Below are 21,690 nucleotides of genomic sequence, written 5' to 3'. Positions count from 1 at the left end.
TACCGTCGAGGGCATGGACCTGAAGGCGGAGACGCGCGAGTTCCTGGCCACCCGCCGGGCGCGGATCACCCCGGACAAGGCCGGCCTGCCCGCGTACGGCGGCAACCGGCGCGTGCCGGGGTTGCGACGCGAGGAGGTGGCGATGCTCGCGGGCGTGAGCGTCGACTACTACACCCGGCTGGAGCGCGGGAACCTCGGCGGGGTGTCGGAGGAGGTGCTCGAGGCGCTCGCGGAGGCGCTGCAGCTCGACGAGGCGGAGCGCGCCCACCTGTTCGACCTCGCACGCGCGGCGAACGCGTCCGGCGCGGCCCGCTCGCGGGCGCGCAGCGCCCCGGCCCCGACGTTGCGTCCGGCGGTCCAGCGCATCCTCGACGCGATGGAGGGGGTGCCCGCGTTCGTGCGCAACGGCCGCCTCGACGTGCTCGGCTCGAACCTGCTGGGCCGCGCGCTGTACGCGCCGCTGTACGACTCGCCCGAACGGATCGCGAACCAGCCGGTCAACAGCGCGCGCTTCCACTTCCTCGACCCGGACGCGGCCCGGAGGTTCTGGGGAGAGCGGGCCGAGCGGATCGCGCACGACGCCGTCGCGATCGTGCGGGCCGAGGCCGGGAAGAACCCGTACGACAAGAAGCTCACGGCCCTGGTGGGCGAGCTCTCCACGCGGAGCGAGGACTTCCGGCGGATGTGGGCGTCGCACGACGTGCGGTTCCACCGCTCCGGCACCAAGGCCTTCCACCACCCCGGGGTCGGCTTCCTGGAGCTCGACTACGAGGCCTTCGAGCTGCCCGCGGACCCGGGGCTGCAGATGAACGTGTACACGGCTGTGCCTGGTTCGCCGTCCGACGACGGGCTCAAGCTGCTCGCGTCGTGGGCGGCCACGGCGCTCGCCGAGGAACCCGAGCGCAGCTCCGGCAGCGGGCGCACGACGGGCTGAGGCGGCTACGCCGTCGCGGGCCCCGTCCGGTGCGGGACGGCGACCGCCACCGTGCCGAGGAGCGCGAGCACTGCGCAGGCGACGAAGATGCCGGCCTGCCCGAGGGCCGTGAGGGACCCGAGCGCGATGACGGGCCCGGAGAGGATCGCCCCGACGCGGCGGGCGTTCATGAACAGGCCGGTCGCGAGGCCGGGACGGGCGACGAGCTGCTGGAACAGGGCGAGACCGGTGCCGGAGACCGCCGCGAACGACCACGCGTTGAGCACCTGGATCGCGACCAGTGCGACGGGCGTGGTGACGGCCGCGAGGGCGAGGTAGTACGCGACGCCGACGGCGCTGCCGACCACGACGAGCCGTGTCGCGGGGACGCGCGTGCCGAGGCGGCCGACGACCAGCAGCGCCGGGACCTCGAGCCCGGCCGCGACCCCGAGCGCCACCCCCGCCCACATGACCTCCAGCCCGAGGCCCTGCGCCACGTAGACCGTCAGGAACGACGTCGCGGTGGCGTTGGCGCACTGCAGGAGCACGAACGCCCCGACGACGACGGCGACGCCCGTGCGGGTCGGCCGCGGGCCGGCGTCGGGCTCGGGCGGCCCGGCGGGGAGGGCAGGGCGGGCGCGGGACCGGGCCCGCAGCAGGGCCGTGGCGCCGACGGCGAGGGCCGCGACGACGGCGATCGCGAGCAGGACCGCGCCCTCGCCGAAGCCGCCGATGAGGAGTGTGGCCGCTGGCGGTCCGGCGACCCACGCCACCGAGACGACCGCCCGGGTGTCGACCACCTGCTGAGGGGTGGCGCCGCTGTGGCGCAGGTGGGCGAAGAGCAGCGCGCTGCCGACACCGGCCGGGCCGCCCAGCGCCATCAGCCCGGCGACGGCCACCGGGAGCGACGTCGTGACCCCGAGCAGGGCGGCGAGCGCGATCGTCAGGCCGCCGCTGACGAGCATGGGGCGCAGGTACTCGCCGGTCCGGTCGGCGCGGACAGGGATCACGAGGGACGCGACGAGGCCGCTGGCGTTGTAGAGCGCCAGGGCCCAGCCGACCTGCGCGGTGGTCGCGTCGAACAATGCGGTGAGGATCAGCGCCAGCGCCGGGTTGAGGAACGCGAACTGCAGGCCCCACAGCAGAGCCGTGGTGGAGACCAGGAGGTTGCGTCGCATCGCCGCGACGGTAGGACAGGCGGCGCGGCCCCGGGAGGTACTGCCAGTACCCGGGACGTCCGTCACTCCCACGACCGGCGCACGCGGTGTGGAATCGGAGCAGGACGACGACCGGCCGACCGAGCCGCAGGACGCGTCTCGGGCCCGGCCTGGCTTGCCGATGCCGGCCTGACCGGGAGGACGAACGCCGAGGAAGAAGGAGCACGATGAACGAGAACACGTCACGCGTCGCGGTGATCACCGGGGCGTCGTCGGGGATCGGCGCGGCCACCGCGCGGGCCTTGGCGGCGGACGGGTACCGCGTGGTGCTGCTGGCCCGCCGGGCCGACCGGATCGAGGCCATGGCCGCGGAGATCGGCGGGGGAGCTGTCGCGATCGCGGCCGACGTCACCGACCGCGACTCCGTGGTGGCAGCCGCGCAGCGGGTGCACGAGCTGGGCGGCGCCGACGTGCTGGTGAACAACGCCGGCACCATGCTGCTGGGCCCGTTCTCCGCCGAGCAACGGGCCGACTACCGCGCCATGATCGAGGTGAACCTGCTCGGCGCGATCACGGTCACGGAGGTGTTCCTGGAACAGCTCAAGGACGGCGGCGGCGACCTGATCAACCTCTCGTCCGTCGCGGGCCGCACCGCGCGGGCGGGCAACGGCGTCTACGCCGCCACCAAGTGGGGCATGAACGGATGGTCGGAGTCGCTGCGCCAGGAGCTGCTCCCCGACGTCCGCGTCACCCTGATCGAGCCCGGCGTCGTCGACACCGAGCTCCCCACCCACATCACGCACGAGGCGACCCGCGAGGCGGTGCAGCAGGGCTACGACCGGGCCACCGTGCAGCCCGAGGAGGTCGCCGAGATCATCGCCTTCGCCCTCTCTCGCCCCCGCCACCTGGCGATCAACGAGATCCTGCTGCGCCCCGCCGACCAGCTCGGTTGAACCGAGGAAGGACCACCGATGAAGAAGATCCCCCGCCCGGCGACCACCAAGAACCCGCCCGAGCAGTTCCACGGCGACGTGTGGCTCGACCCGATCGCCGCGCCGCAGGAGGACGGCCAGCGGATGATCGTGTCCCTCGTCCGGTTCGCGCCGGCGGCGCGCACGGCCTGGCACTCGCACGCCCGCGGGCAGACGCTGCACGTCGTGTCCGGCGTGGCGCTGGTCGGCACGCGCGACGGCGTCGTCGCCGAGGTCCGGCCCGGCGAGACGGTGTACTGCCCGCCGGGGGAGGAGCACTGGCACGGCGCGTCGCCGGACGACTTCATGGAGCACCTGGCGATGCTCGAGAACGCCGACGACCCGGCGGCCACCACCACCTGGCTGGAGCACGTCACGGACGAGGAGTACGCCCGCGCTCCCTGGCTCGACGTCTGAGACTTCCCGGTCGCAGCGGTCAGCCGGCGAGCCGCCGCAGGTCGTCGGCGATGCCGGGCAGGGGCGCGGTGTCGCCGACGGACGCGAACCAGTCCCACAGCTCCAGCGCGTGGTACAGCTCGTAGAGGGCGAGGCGCTCCTCGGCGTCGTCGGGCAGGCGGCCGTACCCCTCCAGGAGCCCGGCGCGCTTGTCCGCGTCGCCGCGCACGGAGTAACGAAGCGTCTTGGCGAGGTCGAGCAGCGGGTCGGCGGCGACGGCGTTCTCGACGTCGACGAAGCCCGTGACCTCCCAGCGCCCACCCACGCGGTCCACGAGCACGTTGCCCTCGTGGAGGTCGTCGTGGCAGAGCACGGGGGCCGCGCAGCGACCGAAGGCGGCGGCGCCGCGGTCGACGGCGCGGCGCACGGCGTCGTGCAGGGCGGGGTCGCCGCCGAGCCGGGCGTGCTCCGCGAGCTTCTTGTCGAACTGCCGCGTCATGTACGCGGCGTTGGTCGGCTCCGGGTCGACGACGCCGGTGACGACGTAGCCGAACGTCTCCTGCGCCACGCGGTGCACGGTCGCGAGGTGCGCGCCGGTCGCGCCGTAGAGGCGGCGGTGGGTCGCGGCGTCCAGGCGGCCGCTCACCTCCGACAGCGGCACCCCGTCGAGGCACGTCATGACGGTGAACGCCCGCCCGTCGGGGCCGCCGTCGGGCGCGCAGTGCAGGATCTCTGGGACGGCGCCGCCGCTGTGCTCGGCGAGCAGGCCGTACACGTGCCGCTCCTTCTCCTGCTTCCAGCGCCACTCGTCGGCGTAGACCTTGACGATCAGCGGCGGGTGTCCCGCGAGCCGCACCTCGTGGACCTCGCTGAGGCGGCCGCCGGTGCGCGCGACGACGTCGGAGACCGACGCGTCGGGGACGAGGGGGCGAAGGAGTCGTGCTGCCGTGGCAGGGGTCACCCGGGCACCGTAGCCAGGTGCGTGGCCGCCGTCGACGGCTTTCCGCCTGCTCAGACCCCCGTTCGGACCCCCGCTCATATCAGCAGCGGCGCCAGGCCGAAGCCGATGGCGACGGCGGACGCGACGGCCACCAGCCCCGGCACCATGAAGGAGTGGTTGAACAGGTACTTCCCGATGCGGGTGGTGCCGGTGTCGTCGAGCTCGATGGCGGCGACCACGGTGGTGTACGTCGGCAGTAGGAACAGCCCGGTGACGGCGGGGAACGACGCGACCATCGTCGTCGCCGCCACGCCCATGCCGGCGGCCACCGGCATGAGGGCGATCGTCGTCGCCGCCTGCGAGTACAGCAGCGCGGAGGCGAGCAGCAGCACGACGGCGAGCATCCACGGGTAGCGCTGGATGATGTCGCCGCCCAGCTCCTCGATCTCGGCGGTGTGGCCCTGCACGAACGTGTTGCCCAGCCACGCGACGCCGATGATGCAGACGGCGGCGCTCATGCCGCTACGGAACGTCTGCTGCGTGATGACGGTGCCGACGTCGATCTGGCAGAGCAGGGCGATGAGCAGCCCCGCCAGCAGCATGAACGTCATGATGGCGCCGCTGCGCGTGATGGTCGGGTCCTCGATGAGGCCCACCGAGTCGGACACGGCCGTGGAGTAGAGCACGACGACGAGCAGCGCCGCCGCGAAGATGATCAGCGAGAGCAGCGCCCGCGGCTTGGCGACGAACTCGGCGCGCTCGCGCCGCTTCACCAGCCCCTTGGCGAGCCGCTCCTGGTACACCGGGTCGTCCTGCAGCTCGACGCCCTGCCGGGACGCGACGACGGCCCCGACCATGCAGCCCACCAGCGTGGACACCCCGGCCACCGTGAGCAGCGTGAGGTAGTCGACGCCCAGCGGCTCCACGACAGCGGCCATCGCCACCACCGCCGCGGAGATGGGGGACGCCGCGATCGCCATCTGCGACGCCACGACCGCGATGGACAGCGGCCGCGACGGCCGCACGTTCGACTCCTTCGCCACCTCCGCGATCACGGGGAGCGTGGAGAAGGCGACCTGCCCGGTGCCGGAGAACACCGTCATCACGTAGGTGACGAGCGGCGCGAGGAAGGTGATGCTGCGGGGGCGGGCGCGCAGCAGCACCTCCGTCTTCGCCACGAGGTAGTCCAGCCCGCCGGCGGCCTGCATCGCGGCGATGGCCGCGATGACGCACATGATGATGCCCAGCACGTCCCACGGGACGCCCGTCGCCGGGTCGACCTCGAGGCCCAGCAGCCCGAGGACGATGACGCCGGCTCCGCCCGCCAGCCCGATCCCGATCCCGCCGAGGCGCGCCCCGATGAAGACGAAGACCAGGACGACGGCGAACTGGACGAGGATCACCGGGCGGCCTCACCCTCCTCGGAGGCGGCGTCGTCGTGCTCGTGCCCCGGGTCCGACGGCGCGCCCGTCGCGTCGTCGGACTCCACGACGCGCGAGGACTCGCCCTCCTCGCCCAGCGGCGGGATGCCGCGCTCGTCCGGCGCGTAGAAGCGGCCGCTGTAGCGCGGGTGCAGGAAGTTCTCGGTGGTGAGGATCCGGTCGACGTCCTCGGCGGTGAGCAGTCCGCGCGCGACGACGACGTCGCGTACCGAGGCGCCGGTCCGGGCCGCCTCCTTGCCCACGAGGTCGCCGTTGTGGTGCCCGATCACCTCGTTGAGGTAGGTGACGATGCCGATGGACCCGAGCACGTGCTGCCGCATGACGTCGGCGTTCGCCGTGATCCCCACGACGCACTTGGTGCGCAGCGCGTCGCACGCGTTGGTCAGCAGCCGGATCGACTCGAAGATCGACTCGGCCAGCACCGGCTCCATGACGTTGAGCTGGAGCTGCCCGGCCTCCGCGGCGTGCGTGATCGTGACGTCGTTGCCCATCACCTTGAAGCACACCTGGTTGACGACCTCGGGGATCACCGGGTTCACCTTGGCGGGCATGATCGACGAGCCGGCCTGCAGCTCCGGCAGGTTGATCTCGTTGAGCCCCGCGCGCGGCCCGGAGGACAGCAGGCGCAGGTCGTTGCAGATCTTCGACAGCTTGGCCGCGAGCCGCTTCACCGCGGAGTGCACGGCCAGGTAGGCGCCGTTGTCGTACGTGGCCTCGACGAGGTTCTCCGCCGGTACGGTGCCGAGCCCGGACACCTCCGCGAGCCGCCGCGCCGCGACCTTCGGGTAGCCGGGCGGGGTGTTGAGGCCGGTGCCGATCGCCGTCGCGCCCAGGTTCACCTCGAGCAGCAGGTCGGCCGCGTTGCGGAGGCGCTTGACCTCCTCGGCGACGTTCACCGAGAACCCGGCGAACTCCTGCCCCAGGCTCATCGGCACCGCGTCCTGCAGCTGGGTGCGGCCCATCTTCGGCAGGTCGGCGAACTCGGACGCCTTCTCGTCGAACGCCCGCGACAGCCGCCGCACGGCCACCACCAGCGACTCGGTGAGGGCGTGCACGGCCAGCCGGAAGCCGGTGGGGTAGGCGTCGTTGGTCGACTGGGACTTGTTGACGTGGTCGTTCGGGTTGATGACGTCGTAGCGGCCCTTGGGGAAGCCGGACAGCTCCAGCGCGAGGTTCGCGATCACCTCGTTGGTGTTCATGTTGACGCTGGTGCCCGCGCCGCCCTGGAACACGTCGATCGGGAACTGGTCCATGCACCTGCCCTGGACGAGCACCTCGTCGCACGCGCCGATGATGGCGTCCGCGACGTCCCGCTGGATGGCGCGCAGCTCCCGGTTCGCGAGCGCCGCCGCCTTCTTCACCATCACCATGCCGCGGATCATCTCCGGCACGTCGTTGATGGTCGTCCCGGAGATGGGGAAGTTCTCGATCGCCCGGACGGTGTGGATCCCGTAGTACGCCTGCGCGGGGACGTCCTTGGTGCCGAGGAGATCTTCCTCGACACGCACGTCAACACTGGGGTCAGCCATGGGGCAGACGCTAGCAACGGCGCCGGTCGGACACCCGACGAGAGGTGGGCGTGCGTGCATCCGCGGTCCGTCGTGTGCTGAGGGGGCAGGAGGTCGTCAGGGGGCGCCATCGGTGGTCGTTCGGCTGCCCGACCCGAGGAGGAGCCCATGACGAGGACCAACCCGATGACGTGGTTGGGCCGGCAGGCCCGGCGCGGCGTGACCGACCTGCCGCGCAACGTCCTGTGGATGCTGGACGCGGGCGTGAAGGAGCCGGCCCGGTCGGCAGGCCGCTCGGTGCAGTCCGCCGGGCGCACCGTGCAGTCCGCCGGGCAGCACGCGGTCGCCACCCTGGCCGACGCCAACCCGTTCCCGGGCGACGGCGACGACCGCCGTCTGAACCGGGTGGACGCCGCGATGGAGCGGGCGCACGAGCTCGAGGTGCGGGCCCACGAGGAGGCCCGCAACGCGAAGGAACAGGCGGACGCCGTGGCCGCCGCCGAGGCGGAGGGCGACCGCCGGGTCGCCGAGGCCCGCAAGGAGGGCGACCGCGAGGTGAAGCGGGTCACCGCGGAGGCGCAGCGCGAGGCGGACGAGTACGTCGCGGCGAAGCGCGGTCGGGCCACCGAGCTCGCCGCACGGCAGGTGGAGGAGACGGAGGCCGACGTCGGCAAGCACGTGGAGCAGGTCAGGGCGGAGGCCGACCGTGCCCGCGCCCGGGCCGAGGAGGCGGTCGAGCGCGCCCGCCAGCAGATGACGCGAGCCCGGGAGATGGCGGAGGCCGCGGCGGAGGACGCCCGGCGCGCGGCCGACGAGGCCAGGGCCCGGGCCGACCGGCTCGCGGGGGAGGCCGAGGAGGAGGCGGAGCAGGCCCGCCGGCGGGTCGAGGAGGCCGACGAGCGACGTCGAGAGGTGGCGTCCGAGGGCCGGCAGCTCGGGGCGGACGCCGACACCGGCCCGCTGGACCTCAAGGAGATGACGAAGGACGAGCTCCGCGCGCTCGGGGTGGAGATGGGCCTCGAGCTGCCGACCTCCCTCCGCAAGGAGCAGATCCTCACGCGGATCCGCAGGCACAAGGACGAGCACGACCGATAGGGACGGGAGCACGACGATGGCGTGGTGGCGCAAGAAGACGTTCGTCGACCGGGTCGCCGAGGCGCTGGGGCGCAGGCCGAAGCGGTCCGGCGGCACGGCGGTGCGGTCCGGGCTCATCGCGCTCGGGTCGGTCGCCGGGGTGACGGCCGCGAGCGCGGTCGCGTCGGCGATCCGCACGCGGCAGGACCAGGAGGGGTCGGGATGATCGGTCGGAAGACGCTCGGTCGGGCCCTGTTCTTCGGGCTCGGGTATGTGGTCGGGACGCGAGCCGGGCGGGAGCGGTACGCGCAGATCGAGGCCGGCGCCCGGGCGCTCGTCGCGGGCCTGCGTGATCGCCTCGAGGACGACGGCGGGAGCGACGACGGCGGGAGCGACGACGGCGGTCGCGACGGCGAGTCGCGACGCCGGTCCGGGTCGTCGCGCGCGGGGGCGGACCCGTACGGCGACATCCGGCTCGGCGGGTAGGCGGCGCCGGACATGATCGTCAGGATCCAGCTCCTCGCGCGGCTGCTGCGGATCCGGCTGCTGCGGGTGGAGGGCGTCGTCGCGATCAGCGACGGCGACCTGCCGCCGGTGGACCCGCCGGGCACGCCCGTCGTCCGCGTCCAGCTGGATCGTGACGTGGATCGTGACGTGGATCGTGACGTGCCGGCGCTCGGGTCGGGTCGCCGTCGTGCGGGGCCCGTCGTCGGTCGCGACCTCGCCGAGGCGGAGGCGATCCTCGCGCGGATGCCCGCCGCCCGCGGGAGGGGTGACACCCGGTGGCGCTAGTGCGTGTCGGGGCTGCTGCGGCGGACGAGAGCGGCCTGGTCGGTCGGACGTCGTGAGAGGCTGACGTCGTGCGCGTGGACGTGTGGCTGTGGGCGGTGCGGCTCTTCAAGAGCCGGTCGTCGTCGGCCGCCCTGCTCCGGTCGGGGCGGGTGCGGGTGAACGGCACGGTCGCCAAGCCGTCGACGTCCGTCACGGTGGGCGACACCGTCACCTGGCGCGACCCGCTCCGCGACCGCAAGGTCGTCGTCGTCGAGCTGCTGCCCAAGCGCGTGGGCGCGCCGCTGGCGGTCAAGGCGTACCGCGACGAGAGCCCGCCGATGCCCACCCGCCAGGAGCGGGAGGCCGTCGGCGTCCGCGACCGCGGCGCCGGCCGCCCCACCAAGCGCGAGCGCCGCGAGATCGACCGGCTGCGCGGCGGCCGCCGCTGACTCCCGACCTGTCAGAGCCACGTCGTGCTCTACCCCGACCTCGCTCTGACAGGTTCCGTCGCTCGAGAGTTGTCAGATCCACACCGGGCTCTACCCCCACCTGGCTCTGACAACTCGGGAGGGCGGGGGCGCGTAGCGTGCGGGACATGACCAGCTCTCCGGACCCCGACGGCCACACCGATCGCATCGCCGCGCTCCTGCGCGAGCACCCCGTCTGGGACGGGCACAACGACCTGCCGTGGGAGGCGCGCGACCAGGTCGCGTACGACTGGTCGCGCCTGGACCTGGAGGCCGGCACCGAGGGCCGCACGCACACCGACGTGCCACGGCTGCGCGCCGGGGGAGTGGGCGCGCAGTTCTGGTCGGTGTACGTGCCGTCCAACCTGCCCGGCAGCGCCGCCGTCACGGCGACGCTCGAGCAGGTCGACGCCGTGCACCGCATGGTCGCGCGCTGGCCGGAGCACTTCCGCCTCGCGACGAGCGCCGACGACGTCGTGGCCGCGTGGGCGGAGGGCCGCATCGCGTCGCTCATGGGCGCCGAGGGCGGGCAGTCGATCGACTCGTCGATGGGCGCGCTGCGCATGCTGTACGAGCTGGGCGTGCGCTACATGACGCTGACGCACAACCACCACAACCCGTGGGCCGAGTCCGCCACCGACGACCGGCCCGCGGACGGGCGCTTCGACGAGGGCGGCCTGACCGCGTTCGGTCGCGAGGTGGTGCGCGAGATGAACCGGCTGGGCATGCTCGTCGACCTGTCGCACGTCTCGGCGGGCACGATGCGCGCGGCCCTCGACGTCACCGAGGCGCCGGTGATCTTCTCGCACAGCTCCGCGCGCGCCGTCTGCGACGTGCCTCGCAACGTGCCCGACGACGTGCTCGCGCGCCTCGCGGACAACGGCGGCGTGTGCATGGTGACGTTCGTGCCGAGCTTCGTCACCCCGGCGATCGGCGAGTGGCGGGCCCGGGCCGGGGAGGCCGCGAGGGCCGCCGGGATCGCGCCGAACGACTACGCCGAGTTCGACCGCTTCTCCACCGCCTGGGCCGAGACGCACCCCAAGCCGCCGACGTCGCTCGACGACGTCGTCGCGCACGTCGAGCACGTGCGCGAGGTCGCGGGGGCGGCGCACGTCGGCCTCGGCGGCGACTACGACGGCGCGGGCGGCTTCGCGGACGAGCTGCGCGACGTCTCGGGCTACCCGGCCCTCCTGGCGGCGCTCGCGGACCGTGGCTGGTCGGACGCCGACCTGGCCGCCCTGACCAGCGGCAACGTGCTGCGGGTGCTGCGCGGCGCGGAGGACGTCGCGGCCCGGCTGCAGACCGAGCGGGAGCCGAGCGTCGCGCGCCTCGAGGACCTCGACGGCGCCCGCTGACGGTTGCCCGCGACGGCTGCCCGGCCGAGGGCGCGCCGGAGGGCTAGCGTGTGGCCATGACCGGCGCGCCCGTGCGGGTGTTCCTCGTCGACGACCACGAGGTGGTGCGCCGCGGCGTCGCCGACCTGCTCGGCATGGAGGCCGACCTCGAGGTCGTCGGCACCGCCGGGACGGCCGCGGAGGCGCTCGCGCGGGTCCCGGCCGTGCGGCCCGACGTCGTCGTCCTCGACGTCCGCCTGCCCGACGGCGACGGCGTCACCGTCTGCCGGGAGCTGCGGTCGCGCACGGACGCGGCGGTCCTCATGCTCACGTCGTTCGACGACGACCAGTCGCTCTTCGACGCGATCCTCGCCGGGGCGTCCGGCTACGTGCTCAAGCAGGTGCGCGGCACCGACCTGGTCGCGGGCATCCGGACCGTGGCGGCGGGCGGCTCCATGCTGGACCCGCGGGCCACGGGGCGGGTGATGGCGCGGCTGCGCGAGAAGACCGAGGCCGAGGACCCGCTCGGCGAGCTCACCCACCAGGAGCGGCGCATCCTGGTCCTCATCGGCGAGGGCATGACGAACCGGCAGATCGGCGCGGAGCTGTTCGTCGCCGAGAAGACCGTGAAGAACTACGTGTCCAGCCTGCTGGCGAAGCTCGGGCTCGAGCGCCGGGTGCAGGCCGCGGTCCTCGCGGCCCGACTCGATCAGCTCGGCCGGCCCGACGACCCCGAGAGGCCCACGGACTCCTGAGCCGCCGGGACGCCCGGGGGTCGCGTGAGCGGCACCCGCCAGCGCAGCGCGGTGCCACCCGCCCGGCCCGGCCGGACCTCGAACGAGCCGCCCAGCTCGTCGGCCCGGCGCGCGAGGTTCGCGAGGCCGCTGCGCGGCGCGTCCAGGGGAGTGCCGACGCCGTCGTCGACGACGGTCAGCACGAGGTCGTCACCCGCGCGCAGCGCCACCCGAACCCGGGTGGCGCGGGCGTGCCGCGCCGCGTTCGACAGGCTCTCCCGCAGCACGGCCACGAGGTGCGCCGCCACGGTGGACGGCACCTGGGCGTCGATCGGCCCCGCGAACCGGACGGTCGGGGCGAAGCCGAGCGCGTGGGTCGCGGCGTCGGCCTCCGCCAGCAGCAGCGACCGCGTGCCGACCCGGTGCGGGAGGTCGCCGCCCGGGTCGCGCAGCCCGCGGATCGTGGTGCGGATCAGGTCGATCGTCTCGTCGATCTGGTCGATGGCCTCCCCGACGCGGCCCGCCATCTCGCGCGTCTCCTCCGGCCCCAGGGGTCTGGGGTCCGCGAGGCGGCGGTCCACGGTCTGCAGCGAGAGCCCGGTCGCGTACAGGCGCTGCACCGCCAGGTCGTGCAGGTCGCGCGCGATGCGGTCCCGGTCGCGCACCACGGCCAGCCGGGCGACGTCCGCCCGCCGCTCGGCCAGCTCGAGCGCGACGGCGGCCTGGTTCGCGAACGCCCCCAGCGCCTCGACGACCACGGTCGGGAAGGGCGCGGCGCCCCGGACGCGCCCGACGACGAGCACGCCGCGCGCCCGCCGCCCGCGGCCCACGAGCGGGAAGGCGGCGACCGGCCCGAGCGAGCCGTCGGGGTGCAGGGCGACCTCCGCCCGGCCGTCGGTCGTGGCGTCGGCGGTGACGACCGGCCGCCCGTCCACGAACGCCATCGCGCTGAACGAGCGCGGCGGGTCCAGCACCTGCCCGCGCAGGCTCTCCGCCCGGATCCCGACCGCCGAGCGGACGACGAGGGCCGGTGGATCCTGGGCCGGGTCGTCGTCCACCGGCACGGCGATCCCGGCCGTGTCGGCGGCCGACACGCTGATCGCCTCCGCCGCGACCAGGTCGAGCACGCTGTCCGGGTCCTCGCCCGACAGCAGGCGGCGGGCGATCTCGTCGTCGGCCCGCAGCCACCGCTCCCGCAGCCGCGTCTCCTCGTACAGGCGCGCGTTCTCGACGGCGAAGCTCGCGGCGGACGCGAATCCCGTGAGCAGGCGCTGGTCGTCCGCCGTGAACTCCCCGCCGCCCCGCTTCTCGGTGAGGTAGAGGTTGCCGAACGGTTCCCCGTGCACCTGCAGCGGCGCGCCGAGGAAGCTGCGCATGGGCGGGTGGTGCGGCGGGAAGCCGACCGAGCGAGGGTCCGCGGCGATGTCCGGGAGGCGGAGCGGGCGGGGGTCGCGGATGAGCTCGCCGAGGATCCCGTGCCCCGTGGGGTACGGGCCGACGGCACGGATCTCCTCCTCGGACATGCCGACGGTGAGGAACCGGGCGATGCGCCGGTCCTCCCCGAGCACGCCGAGCGCGGCGTAGCGCGCATCGACCACCGTGGCGGCGGCCTGCACCACCCGGTGCAGCGTCGTCTCCAGCTCGAGGCCGCGGCCGACGGACACGACGGCGTCCAGCAGGACGTCCATGTCCCGTTCCCGGCGACCCTGCCGCGGACTCACGGCACACAGGGTAGAAGCACTTCCGGACACCCGCGCGTTGTCCCGGTCGTCCCGATCGGGACCTTCGGCCCGGGCGCCGGGGCGTTCGGCACTGCCGCGCGCCCGGGGTCGTGTGGCCCACTGGTGCGGTCGGGAGGGGACGCCATGGAGACCAACGGTGCGCAGGACGTGGTCCGGGACGTCGTCGTGGGTGTCGACGGCTCGGAGGGCGGCTACCACGCCATGGCGTGGGCCGCGGGCGAGGCCGCGCGGCTGCGCGCCCGGCTCGTCGTCGTGCACGCCTACGCGCACCCGGTCGCCGGTGGGACCGTCACGGCCGGGCCTCGCGCAGGGGACCCGCGGGCGGAGGCGGAGGACCTGCTGTCCCGGGCCCGAGCCCGGTTCGAGCGCACGGCGCGGGCGACGGCGCCGGCGTCCGCGCCCGCCGGGGTCGAGTTCGCGGTCGTGCGCGGCGACGCGTGCGCCGTGCTCGTGCGCCACGCCCGCCGCGGCGCCGTCGTGGTGGTGGGACGACGCGGCGTCGGCACGTTCGACCGCGTCCCCATGGGATCCATCTCGTCCGCCGTGGCGGCGCTGGCCCCCGGGACGGTCGTCGTCGTGCCGCGTGCCGCCCGCGCCCAGGAACCGCGCCGCGTCGTCGTCGCCGTCGACCCCCGCGACGAATCCGACCGCGTGCTCGAGGCGGGGTTCGACGAGGCCGACCGGGCCGGTGTGCCCCTCACGGCGGCGCACTCGGCCGACGCCGGGATGTTCGCGGGCGTCACCGACGGTGACCTGGCGTGGCTCGAGCGGCTGCGCGCCGAGGCGCGGGCGGACCTCGAGGCCCGCGTCGCGCGGTGGGGGGAGAAGTACCCCGCCGTCGGCTGGACGGTCGAGACACGCCGCGGCACCGCGCCGGGCGCGCTGCTCTCCGCGCTGCGGTCGGACGACCTGGTGGTGACGAGCGGCCGCGCCGCATCCCTCCAGGTCGGCCGCGCGCGCGGCGGGCCCGACCGGATCGTGCGCCACGCGCCGTGCGCGGTGTCGGTGGTGCACGACTAGAGCTTGCGGCCGCGCGCCCCTCGACTCCCCCGACGGGCGCGCGGCGGCAGGGTCAGGCGCTGAGCGAGCGCTGGGACCAGCTGGTGCCGAGGGCGCGCAGGACGTCGTGCGGATCACGCCGCGTCGCGTCGGTGTACGCGCGCAGCGACATCACCGACGCCGTCAGCATGGTGGTGATCACCTCGCGGGCGAGCCGGGGGTCCACGCTCGCCTCGTCGAGCAGCTCCTGCACGATGCGGGAGCGGATGCCGAGGTCGGGCTCCGAGCACGCCGTGAGCAGGGCGATGGTCAGCGAGCCGGCGTCGGCGCCCGTGCCTTCCGTACCCCTGTCAGTACCCATGGCGTCCCCCTCCGCGGCCCGACGGGTTCCGGTCTACCGCACGGGACGACGTCGCGCACCCGGGACAGGCTTGCGAAGCGGCGACGGCAGGCGCAAGGATGCGCGCGATGACCCCCTCGCCCGCGCCTCGGCGCCTCCTGCTCGGTGCCCTCCTCGGCGCGGGCGCCCTGCTGCTCTCCGGGCCGGCCGCCGTCGCGGACGAGGGGCTCACGGAGGAGTCGCACAGCCGGTACGTGCTGCGGGCGAAGGACACCGAGGTGCGGGTCACGTCGACCACCACCATCGGCAACGTCACGCCCGACCGGGGGCTGACGTACTACTACTTCACGTCGTACTCGATCGCCGTGCCCGCGGGCGCCGAGGACGTGCGCGCGACGAGCGGCGGCGCCGCCCTGCCGGTGCGGCTCGAGAAGACCGAGGACCCGAGCACCCGGTACGCCGTGGCCACGTTCGCGCCGTTGCGGTACGGGCACACGCGCACCATCGAGTGGAGCTTCGACGTGCCGGGCGAGCCGGTGCGCTCGAAGGACTACACGCGGGTGGGGGACGGCTTCGCGACGTTCGCCGTGTCGGGCGTGGGCGACGTCGGCCGGACGACGGTCGAGGTGGTGCTGCCGGCATCGATGACGTTCGACGCGACGTCCGACGCGTTCACGCAGGAGCGGTCCGGCAAGACCGTCACGTACACGGCCACGGAGAACTCCGACAAGGACGGCATCTGGGCGGTCGTCTCGGCGCGCGACCCGAAGAAGGCGGACGAGAAGGTCGTCGAGGCGGGCGGCACGACGCTCACCCTGCAGAGCTTCCCCGGCGACCGGAAGTGGACCGGGTTCGTCGCGAAGGGTCTGCAGGACGGGCTGCCCGTGCTGGAGGACCTCGTCGGGCAGCCGTGGCCGGGCGGGCTGGACACGATCCGCGAGGACGTGTCGCCGAAGGTGCTCGGGTACGCCTGGTTCGACGCGGACCGGGACGAGATCGTCATCCCCGAGGACCTCGACACCGCGACGCTGTACCACGAGCTCACGCACGCCTGGCTGAACCCCGACCGCCTCACCGGGAGGTGGCTGTCCGAGGGGATGACGGAGGTGGTGGCGCAGCGCGCGGCCGACCGCACGGGGGTGACGAGCGACCCGTGGTCGACCCCGGACCGGGACGCCGACGTCGCCGTGCCCCTGACGGCGTGGGACGCGCACCCCGGCGAGCTGGACGAGGACGCGGAGCAGTACGGGTACGCGGCGTCGTACGCGGTGCTGCAGAAGCTGCTGGGCGGGCTCGACGACGACGCGTTCACCGCGGTGGTGTCGGCGGCGCAGGCGGGGGAGAGCGCCTACGAGCGCCCGGGGTCGCGGGACGAGAACTGGGGGCGCACGGACTGGCGGCGCTTCCTCGACCTCGTGGAGGAGCGCGGCGACGTCGCCGGGGCGCCGAAGGTGCTGCGCACCTGGGTGCTCGACGCCGAGCAGAAGGCGGCGCTGGAGCCCCGGGCCGCGGCCCGCGACGCCTACGCGGACCTCGACGAGGCCGACGGCGCCTGGTCGCCGCCGCTCGGGCTGCGGACGGCGATGACCGACTGGGAGTTCGACGACGCGAAGGACGTGCGCGCGGCGCTCGACGGCGCCGCGCAGGGCGCCGGGCAGGTGCAGGCCGCGGCGGCAGCAGCGGGCGTGGAGGTGCCGGAGCCGGTGCGCGCGGCGTACGAGGGGGCGTCCGACGCCGACGGGTACGCCGACCTCGCCACCCTGCTGCCGCGGGCCGCCGAGGTGACGACCGGTGTCGGCGGTGCCGTCCGCGCGGCCGAGGCGGACCGCGACCCGGTGTCCGGGCTCGGCGCTGCGGTGCTCGGCGTCGACCGGGCGGCCGAGCGCGCGCGGGACGACCTCTCCGCGGGGGACCTCGACGACGCGGCCGAGCGGGCCGACGCCGCGCTCGAGCGCGCGGACGCGGCACCGTGGGCGGGAGCCGGGGTCGTGGTGCTGGTGCTCGGCGCGGCGGGAGGGGTGGCCGCGCTCGTGGTGCGGCGGCGTCGTCGCTCCCGGTCGGCCGCCGCGGCGTCAGCCGTCGTGGAGGATGCGCTGGAAGAGCACGTGGTCCTGCCAGCGGCCGGCGATCCGGAGGTAGGAGGGCGCGGTGCCGATGCGCTCGAACCCGGTGCGCGCGAGCACAGTCTGTGACGCCGCGTTGTGCAGCAGGGTCGCCGCCTGGACGCGGTGCAGGCCCAGGACGTCGCGGGCGTGCGCGCACACGGCCTCGACGGCCGCGGTCATGACGCCGCGCCCGGCGAGCGAGGCGTCGACCCAGTAGCCCAGGTGCGTGCTGCAGAACGCGCCGTGCACGATGTCGGACAGGTTCACGCGCCCGACGAGCTCCCCGGCACGTTCGAGCACGAGAGACGTCGACCGGCCGTCCTCGTGCGACCGCAGCTCCGTGGCGACGAGCTCGGCCTGTCGGCCGGCGTCGAAGAACTCCGGCGGGCGCACCGGCTCCCAGGGCGCGAGGTGCTCCCGGTTGCGGGTGTAGGCCGCGGCGAGGGCCGGCCCGTCGTCCGGGTGCAGCAGGCGCAGGGTGACGCCGGCGGGCAGCGCGGTGGGGCGGAACGTGGTGGCGTGCACGACGGCGAGCCTAGCCGCGGGCCCGGGCGCGCAGGGCCGCGAGGGCGGACCGCACCTCGTCGGCGACCGGGCGTGCCTGCCCGGAGGCGATCCAGGCCTCGAACCCGACGCGGAAGGCGCCCACGCCCGCCTCGGCCACCATCGAGGCGTCGGGTTCCGGGACCCCGCGTCCGCGCAGGGCTGCGGCGGCGGCGTCGCGCAGCCCGGCGAGCTTGAGGAGCTCCCGCTCCTGCAGCCGGGGCGTCGCGGCGACGACGGCGGCGCGTCGGGCGGCGAACTCGCGGCGCTCCTCGAGGACCGCGACGGCGGAGGCCACGGCCTCGCCGACGACGTCGAGCGGGTCGGTCGCGTCGGGCGCGGCGGCGATCGTGGCCGCGACGGCCGCCTCGAGCTCGTGCCCGCCGTCGAACAGCACCTCGCGCTTGTCGGCGAAGTGCCGGAAGTACGTGCGCTCGGTGACGCCGGCGCGCTCCGCGATCTGCGCCGTCGTCGTCTGCTCGAACCCCTGCTCGGCGTAGAGGTCGAGCGCGGCGCGCGTCATGCGCCCGCGCGCGTCGGGTTCCCATCGGGCCATGCGGGACAGTCTAGTGATGACAGCCTCTGACATCAGGTGTAACGTGAGTGATGTCAGCAACTGACATCACTGGGCCGCGGCGCGGCCCACGAGAGGAGAACCCATGCGCGTCTTCGTCACCGGAGCCTCCGGCTGGATCGGCTCCCACACGGTTCCGCACCTGATCGCCGCCGGGCACGACGTCGTCGGCCTCGGCTACTCGGACGACTCCGCCCGCCGGGTCGAGGCCCTGGGCGCGACCGTGCACCGCGGCGGGCTCGACGACCTGGAGAGCCTGCGCGCCGGCGCCAAGGGCGCCGACGCCGTCGTGCACCTGGCCTTCAAGCACGACTTCGACGACTACGTGGGGGCCGGCCGCGTCGAGCGCGCCGCCGTCGAGACCTTCGTCGACGAGCTGGCGGGCAGCGGTCGCGCCCTCCTGCTGGCGTCCGGCCTGGTCGGCACCCCGGGCGTGACGATGACCGAGAACGACCGCTCCCTGTTCTCCGGCCCGGACGCCCCGCGCGGCGGCTCCGAGGGCCTCGCCCTCGAGGCCGCGGACCGGGGCGTGCGGTCGGTGGCGCTGCGGTTCTCGGCCACCGTGCACGGGGTGGGCGACCACGGGTTCACGGCGGTTCTGACGCAGATCGCGCGCGAGCGGGGCGTCTCCGGCTACGTCGGCGACGGGTCGGGCCGGTGGCCCGCCGTCCACGTCGACGACGCCGGGCGCCTCGTCGCCCTCGCGGTCGACAAGGCGCCCGCGGGGTCCGCGGTGCACGCCGTCGCCGAGGAGGGGGTGCCTTCCCGCGAGATCGCCGAGGCGATCGGCCGCGCCGTCGGGGTGCCCGCCGTCTCCGTCGACCCGGCCGACGCCGCCGACCACTTCGGCTGGCTCAGCCGGTTCTGGGGCATGGACGCCGTCGCGTCGAGCGCGATCACCCGCGAGCGACTGGGCTGGGAGCCCGTCGGTCCCACCCTGGTCGAGGACATCGCCGCCGGCGCGTACGACCACGCGGCGCGCGGCTGACGCGGCGGCGTCAGCCCTGCCGGTCCTCGTCCGCCAGCCGCGGCTCGGTGCGCAGCGCCGGGCGCAGGCCCGCCTTGTCGGCGTAGAACGCGCGGATGTCGTCCATGTCGGCGCGCACGTCGCCGGTGAGGCGGAGGGTGGGGCCGAGGCCCGTCGTCATCGTGGTGCGGTCGACGTACCCGAGCGTGACGGGCAGGTCCGCGGCCCGGGCGATGCGGTAGAAGCCCGACTTCCACCCGTCGCCGGAGCGCGTGCCCTCGGGCGTCACGACGAGGTGGAACACCTCGCCGGCGCGGACGTGGGCGAGCACGTCGTCGACCACGCGGCTGGGGTCGCGCCGGTCCACGGGGATGCCGCCGAGTGCGCGCATGAGCGGCCCGCGCCAGCCGGCGAAGAGGGTGTGCTTGCCCAGCCAGCGCACGTCGAGCCCCAGTCGCCAGGCGATGGCGAGCATGAGCACGAAGTCCCAGTTGGACGTGTGCGGCGCGCCCACCAGCACGCCCGCCTGCGCGGGGGCGGGCTCGCTGCGCAGGGTCCAGCGGCTGAGCCGCCAGTAGGTGGCGGCGAGCGCGCGGCGCAGGGTGCTGAGCATCGGGCGACTCTACCGGCCCTGGCGCGGATGTGATGGAATCTGAACATGTTCAGACTGAACGTGTTCAGACGTCCGGCCACGCCATGAGCGGGCCCGAGGAGTCGACCCGCGAGCTCGTCCGGCGTACCGCCCTCAGGCTGTTCCGCGAGCGAGGCTTCGCGTCGACCACGATGCGGACGGTCGCCACGGAGGCGGGCGTCGCGACCGGCGTCGCGTACTACTGGTTCGGGTCCAAGGCCGACCTGGTCCAGGAGCTGTACCTCGACGTCAACGAGGACCACGCCCGCCGCGCAGCCGGCGCGCTGGAGGGCGTCTCCGGCCTCGGCCCACGGCTGCGCGCGCTGTGGCACGTGGGCCTCGACGCGTTCGAGCCGTCGCACGGCCTGGGCGCCGAGCTCGTCGCCGTCGCGATCCGGCCCGGTGCCGCCGAGAGCCCGTTCTCCCGGGCGTCCGACGCGACGGCGCGGCTCAGCCGGGACCTGCACGCCCAGGCGGTGCAGGGGGCGCGGGTCCCGGCCGCGCTGCGCGACGAGCTGCCGTACCTGCTGTGGCTGGCCTGGCTCGGGGTGACCCTGTTCTGGGTGCACGACGCCTCGCCGGGGCAGCGCCGGACGCGGGCCCTCGTCGACGGCGCGGCGCCGCTGATCGCGCGGCTCGTCCGGGTCGCGGGGGTGCCCGGGGTCCGGTCGGTCGTGGACGACGTCGTCCGCCTCGCGCGGCAGGTGCGGGCGTGAGCGGCGAGCGGGAGGCCAGGGTCTGGCGGTTCGGCGGCGACGGGCCGTGGTCGCGGGCGACGGGCGTCGTCGCGGGCACGTGCGCCTGGGCCTCCGGCATCCTTCTCGCCCTGGTCCTGGTGGCGGCGGTCGTGGGCTTGGTCGCCGGCGTGGTCGCAGGCATGGTGGGGGGCGCTCATACCGGTGGCCTGGACTGGGGCGCCTCGACGGGTCTCTTCGGCCTGATCATGTGGATGGTGGCGGCCGTGGTCGTGTGGGCCGTCGGCCTACCGACGGGCATCCTCGTCGAGCGGGCGCTCGACCGTCGCGGCGTTTCGCCCGCGCGGCGGGCCGGGGTGTTCGCCGCCCTCGGTGGAGGCCTGGCCTTCGTCGCGGCCGTCGCGATCGGGCTCTGGACGTGGTGGCCGAGCATGGTCGTCTTCCTGATGGTGGTGGGCGCTGCGGCCGCGGGCGGGGGGCGCGCCGCCGTCGCACGACGTGCACGGCGCGTGTCGGAGGGGCGCGCGATGCTGCCGGGATGAGCGAGCACGCGCACGGCGTCCACCACACCATCGACTACCTCGAGCTGCCGGTGACCGACCTCGCGGCGGCCCAGGAGTTCTACGCCGCGGCGTTCGGCTGGGAGTTCGTCCCCTATGGGCCGGGATACGCGGGCATCCGCACGGCGGCGGAGCAGGCGCCTGCGGAGGCGGGCGGCCTGCGGCTCGCCGAGGCTTCCGAGGTCTCCCGGGGCGGCCCGTTCGTCCTGCTGTACTCCGACGACCTCGACGCGACGCTGACCGGCGTGACGGCCGCGGGCGGGCGGGTGGTCGCCGGGCCCTACGAGTTCCCCGGCGGCCGCCGCTTCCACTTCCTCGACCCGAGCGGCAACGAGCTGGGCGTGTGGGCGACGTCCTGACCGAGCTCTGGCAGGCTCGGGCCGTGACCGCCGCCGCGAGCCCTCTCGTCCCGCTCCGTGTCGCCCTGGTCGGGTCGGGTGCGGGGAGCGCAGCCGGCACGTCCTCGGGTCGGGTGCTCGCCGGGTACATGAAGAAGCTCGGGCCGCGGGCGCTCGCCCGCTACGACGGGCGGATCCTCAACACGCACCCCGCGCTGCTGCCGGAGTTCGGTGGCGCCGGCATGTTCGGCGACCACGTGCACGAGGCCGTCCTCGCCTCCGGGCGCCCGGTCTCCGGCGCGACGGTCCACGTGGTGACGGCGGACTACGACGAGGGGCCCGTCGTCGCCCAGGCCGAGGTCCCGGTCCTTCCCGGCGACGACGTGCCCGCCCTGCGCGCGCGGGTGCAGGCCGCGGAGAAGGCCCTCCTGGTCGAGGTGCTGAGGGCCTGGCGTTCCTGAGCACGCCCATCCGCCGCCGACGGGTCCC

The 21,690-nt window shown here is 74.8% G+C and carries 25 protein-coding genes and 1 pseudogene; 17 read left to right on the top strand and 9 right to left on the bottom strand.

Annotated features, from left to right (window positions below; all coding sequences use genetic code 11):
* Positions 1-13: 13 nt before the first annotated feature.
* Positions 14-934, top strand: a complete 921-nt coding sequence (locus ABZ493_RS04245; RefSeq protein ID WP_430580931.1) for a helix-turn-helix transcriptional regulator — start codon at positions 14-16, stop codon at positions 932-934.
* 5 nt (positions 935-939) lie between these two features.
* Here the strand turns inward: ABZ493_RS04245 and ABZ493_RS04240 are convergent, their stop codons facing one another.
* Positions 940-2,091, bottom strand: a complete 1,152-nt coding sequence (locus tag ABZ493_RS04240) for an MFS transporter (RefSeq protein WP_430580930.1) — start codon at positions 2,089-2,091, stop codon at positions 940-942.
* Between the two features lie 206 nt (positions 2,092-2,297).
* Between ABZ493_RS04240 and ABZ493_RS04235 the strand changes: the two genes are divergently transcribed.
* Both ABZ493_RS04235 and ABZ493_RS04230 read left to right on the top strand, forming a co-directional pair.
* Positions 2,298-3,023 carry an SDR family oxidoreductase gene (locus ABZ493_RS04235; protein ID WP_430580929.1) on the top strand — a complete coding sequence of 242 codons (726 nt, stop codon included), beginning with the start codon at positions 2,298-2,300 and terminating at the stop codon, positions 3,021-3,023.
* Between the two features lie 18 nt (positions 3,024-3,041).
* Entirely contained in the window at positions 3,042-3,458 is a 417-nt protein-coding gene (locus tag ABZ493_RS04230; protein WP_430580928.1) for a cupin domain-containing protein, read from the top strand.
* A 19-nt stretch (positions 3,459-3,477) separates the two neighbouring features.
* On the opposite strand, the gene ABZ493_RS04225 is transcribed toward ABZ493_RS04230, so the two are convergent.
* The 3 genes and pseudogenes from ABZ493_RS04225 to aspA all read right to left on the bottom strand — a co-directional run.
* Positions 3,478-4,398, bottom strand: a complete 921-nt coding sequence (locus ABZ493_RS04225; RefSeq protein ID WP_430580927.1) for an aminoglycoside phosphotransferase family protein — start codon at positions 4,396-4,398, stop codon at positions 3,478-3,480.
* Between the two features lie 74 nt (positions 4,399-4,472).
* Positions 4,473-5,780, bottom strand: coding sequence for an anaerobic C4-dicarboxylate transporter (locus tag ABZ493_RS04220; RefSeq protein ID WP_430580926.1), 1,308 nt, complete (start codon positions 5,778-5,780; stop codon positions 4,473-4,475).
* Positions 5,781-5,938: 158 nt separating this feature from the next.
* Positions 5,939-7,348: pseudogene (gene aspA, locus ABZ493_RS04215) on the bottom strand (aspartate ammonia-lyase); the annotation flags it as partial.
* Positions 7,349-7,495: 147 nt separating this feature from the next.
* On the opposite strand from aspA, the gene ABZ493_RS04210 reads away from it, so the two are divergent.
* The 7 genes from ABZ493_RS04210 to ABZ493_RS04180 all read left to right on the top strand — a co-directional run bounded on the left by ABZ493_RS04210 (position 7,496) and on the right by ABZ493_RS04180 (position 11,728).
* Positions 7,496-8,422, top strand: a complete 927-nt coding sequence (locus tag ABZ493_RS04210; protein ID WP_430580925.1) for a Rho termination factor N-terminal domain-containing protein — start codon at positions 7,496-7,498, stop codon at positions 8,420-8,422.
* Between the two features lie 16 nt (positions 8,423-8,438).
* Positions 8,439-8,627: a hypothetical protein gene (locus tag ABZ493_RS04205; protein ID WP_430580924.1), complete on the top strand. Its 189-nt coding sequence runs from the start codon at positions 8,439-8,441 to the stop codon at positions 8,625-8,627.
* The gene (locus ABZ493_RS04200; RefSeq protein ID WP_430580923.1) at positions 8,624-8,887 is read left to right on the top strand and encodes a hypothetical protein; all 264 of its coding nucleotides are present in this window, start codon (positions 8,624-8,626) and stop codon (positions 8,885-8,887) included. The genes ABZ493_RS04205 and ABZ493_RS04200 overlap by 4 nt, the downstream gene beginning before the upstream one ends.
* Before the next feature lie 12 nt (positions 8,888-8,899).
* Positions 8,900-9,193, top strand: coding sequence for a hypothetical protein (locus tag ABZ493_RS04195; protein WP_430580922.1), 294 nt, complete (start codon positions 8,900-8,902; stop codon positions 9,191-9,193).
* Between the two features lie 68 nt (positions 9,194-9,261).
* Positions 9,262-9,621, top strand: a complete 360-nt coding sequence (locus tag ABZ493_RS04190; protein WP_430570832.1) for an RNA-binding S4 domain-containing protein — start codon at positions 9,262-9,264, stop codon at positions 9,619-9,621.
* Between the two features lie 146 nt (positions 9,622-9,767).
* Positions 9,768-10,994 (top strand): dipeptidase, encoded by a 1,227-nt coding sequence (locus tag ABZ493_RS04185; RefSeq protein ID WP_430580921.1) that lies wholly within the window; start codon positions 9,768-9,770, stop codon positions 10,992-10,994.
* Between the two features lie 56 nt (positions 10,995-11,050).
* Complete coding sequence (locus ABZ493_RS04180; protein ID WP_430580920.1) at positions 11,051-11,728, top strand: response regulator transcription factor; 678 nt, start codon at positions 11,051-11,053, stop codon at positions 11,726-11,728.
* On the opposite strand, the gene ABZ493_RS04175 is transcribed toward ABZ493_RS04180, so the two are convergent.
* Positions 11,683-13,428: a GAF domain-containing protein gene (locus ABZ493_RS04175; RefSeq protein WP_430580919.1), complete on the bottom strand. Its 1,746-nt coding sequence runs from the start codon at positions 13,426-13,428 to the stop codon at positions 11,683-11,685. The two genes, ABZ493_RS04180 and ABZ493_RS04175, sit on opposite strands and share 46 nt — an antisense overlap.
* 144 nt (positions 13,429-13,572) lie before the next feature.
* On the opposite strand from ABZ493_RS04175, the gene ABZ493_RS04170 reads away from it, so the two are divergent.
* Positions 13,573-14,469, top strand: coding sequence for a universal stress protein (locus tag ABZ493_RS04170; protein WP_430580918.1), 897 nt, complete (start codon positions 13,573-13,575; stop codon positions 14,467-14,469).
* 52 nt (positions 14,470-14,521) lie between these two features.
* On the opposite strand, the gene ABZ493_RS04165 is transcribed toward ABZ493_RS04170, so the two are convergent.
* A complete protein-coding gene (locus ABZ493_RS04165; RefSeq protein ID WP_430580917.1) occupies positions 14,522-14,809 on the bottom strand; it encodes a hypothetical protein in 288 nt (95 codons plus the stop codon).
* A 107-nt stretch (positions 14,810-14,916) separates the two neighbouring features.
* On the opposite strand from ABZ493_RS04165, the gene ABZ493_RS04160 reads away from it, so the two are divergent.
* On the top strand, positions 14,917-16,980 hold the full coding sequence (locus ABZ493_RS04160) for a hypothetical protein (protein WP_430580916.1): 2,064 nt from the start codon (positions 14,917-14,919) through the stop codon (positions 16,978-16,980).
* Here the strand turns inward: ABZ493_RS04160 and ABZ493_RS04155 are convergent.
* Positions 16,861-17,418, bottom strand: coding sequence for a GNAT family N-acetyltransferase (locus ABZ493_RS04155; protein WP_430580915.1), 558 nt, complete (start codon positions 17,416-17,418; stop codon positions 16,861-16,863). The two genes, ABZ493_RS04160 and ABZ493_RS04155, sit on opposite strands and share 120 nt — an antisense overlap.
* A gap of 10 nt (positions 17,419-17,428) precedes the next feature.
* Positions 17,429-17,992, bottom strand: a complete 564-nt coding sequence (locus tag ABZ493_RS04150; RefSeq protein ID WP_430580914.1) for a helix-turn-helix domain-containing protein — start codon at positions 17,990-17,992, stop codon at positions 17,429-17,431.
* 103 nt (positions 17,993-18,095) lie between these two features.
* Between ABZ493_RS04150 and ABZ493_RS04145 the strand changes: the two genes are divergently transcribed.
* Complete coding sequence (locus tag ABZ493_RS04145) at positions 18,096-18,998, top strand: SDR family oxidoreductase (protein WP_430580913.1); 903 nt, start codon at positions 18,096-18,098, stop codon at positions 18,996-18,998.
* 10 nt (positions 18,999-19,008) lie between these two features.
* On the opposite strand, the gene ABZ493_RS04140 is transcribed toward ABZ493_RS04145, so the two are convergent.
* Entirely contained in the window at positions 19,009-19,590 is a 582-nt protein-coding gene (locus ABZ493_RS04140; RefSeq protein ID WP_430580912.1) for a 1-acyl-sn-glycerol-3-phosphate acyltransferase, read from the bottom strand.
* Between the two features lie 83 nt (positions 19,591-19,673).
* On the opposite strand from ABZ493_RS04140, the gene ABZ493_RS04135 reads away from it, so the two are divergent.
* Genes ABZ493_RS04135 through ABZ493_RS04120 form a run of 4 tightly spaced genes read left to right on the top strand, consistent with a single transcriptional unit; the run spans position 19,674 to position 21,662 of the window.
* Positions 19,674-20,324 carry a TetR family transcriptional regulator gene (locus tag ABZ493_RS04135; RefSeq protein ID WP_430580911.1) on the top strand — a complete coding sequence of 217 codons (651 nt, stop codon included), beginning with the start codon at positions 19,674-19,676 and terminating at the stop codon, positions 20,322-20,324.
* Positions 20,321-20,845: a hypothetical protein gene (locus ABZ493_RS04130; protein ID WP_430580910.1), complete on the top strand. Its 525-nt coding sequence runs from the start codon at positions 20,321-20,323 to the stop codon at positions 20,843-20,845. The genes ABZ493_RS04135 and ABZ493_RS04130 overlap by 4 nt, the downstream gene beginning before the upstream one ends.
* Positions 20,842-21,222 carry a VOC family protein gene (locus ABZ493_RS04125; RefSeq protein ID WP_430580909.1) on the top strand — a complete coding sequence of 127 codons (381 nt, stop codon included), beginning with the start codon at positions 20,842-20,844 and terminating at the stop codon, positions 21,220-21,222. Before ABZ493_RS04130 ends, ABZ493_RS04125 begins: the two co-directional genes overlap by 4 nt.
* On the top strand, positions 21,207-21,662 hold the full coding sequence (locus tag ABZ493_RS04120) for a formyltransferase family protein (RefSeq protein ID WP_430580908.1): 456 nt from the start codon (positions 21,207-21,209) through the stop codon (positions 21,660-21,662). The genes ABZ493_RS04125 and ABZ493_RS04120 overlap by 16 nt, the downstream gene beginning before the upstream one ends.
* Positions 21,663-21,690 lie beyond the last annotated feature (28 nt).

This window comes from Isoptericola sp. NPDC019482 (genome assembly GCF_040632295.1).
Classification (GTDB): Bacteria; Actinomycetota; Actinomycetes; order Actinomycetales; family Cellulomonadaceae; genus Isoptericola.
This window is presented reverse-complemented; position numbering and strand designations above follow the sequence as displayed.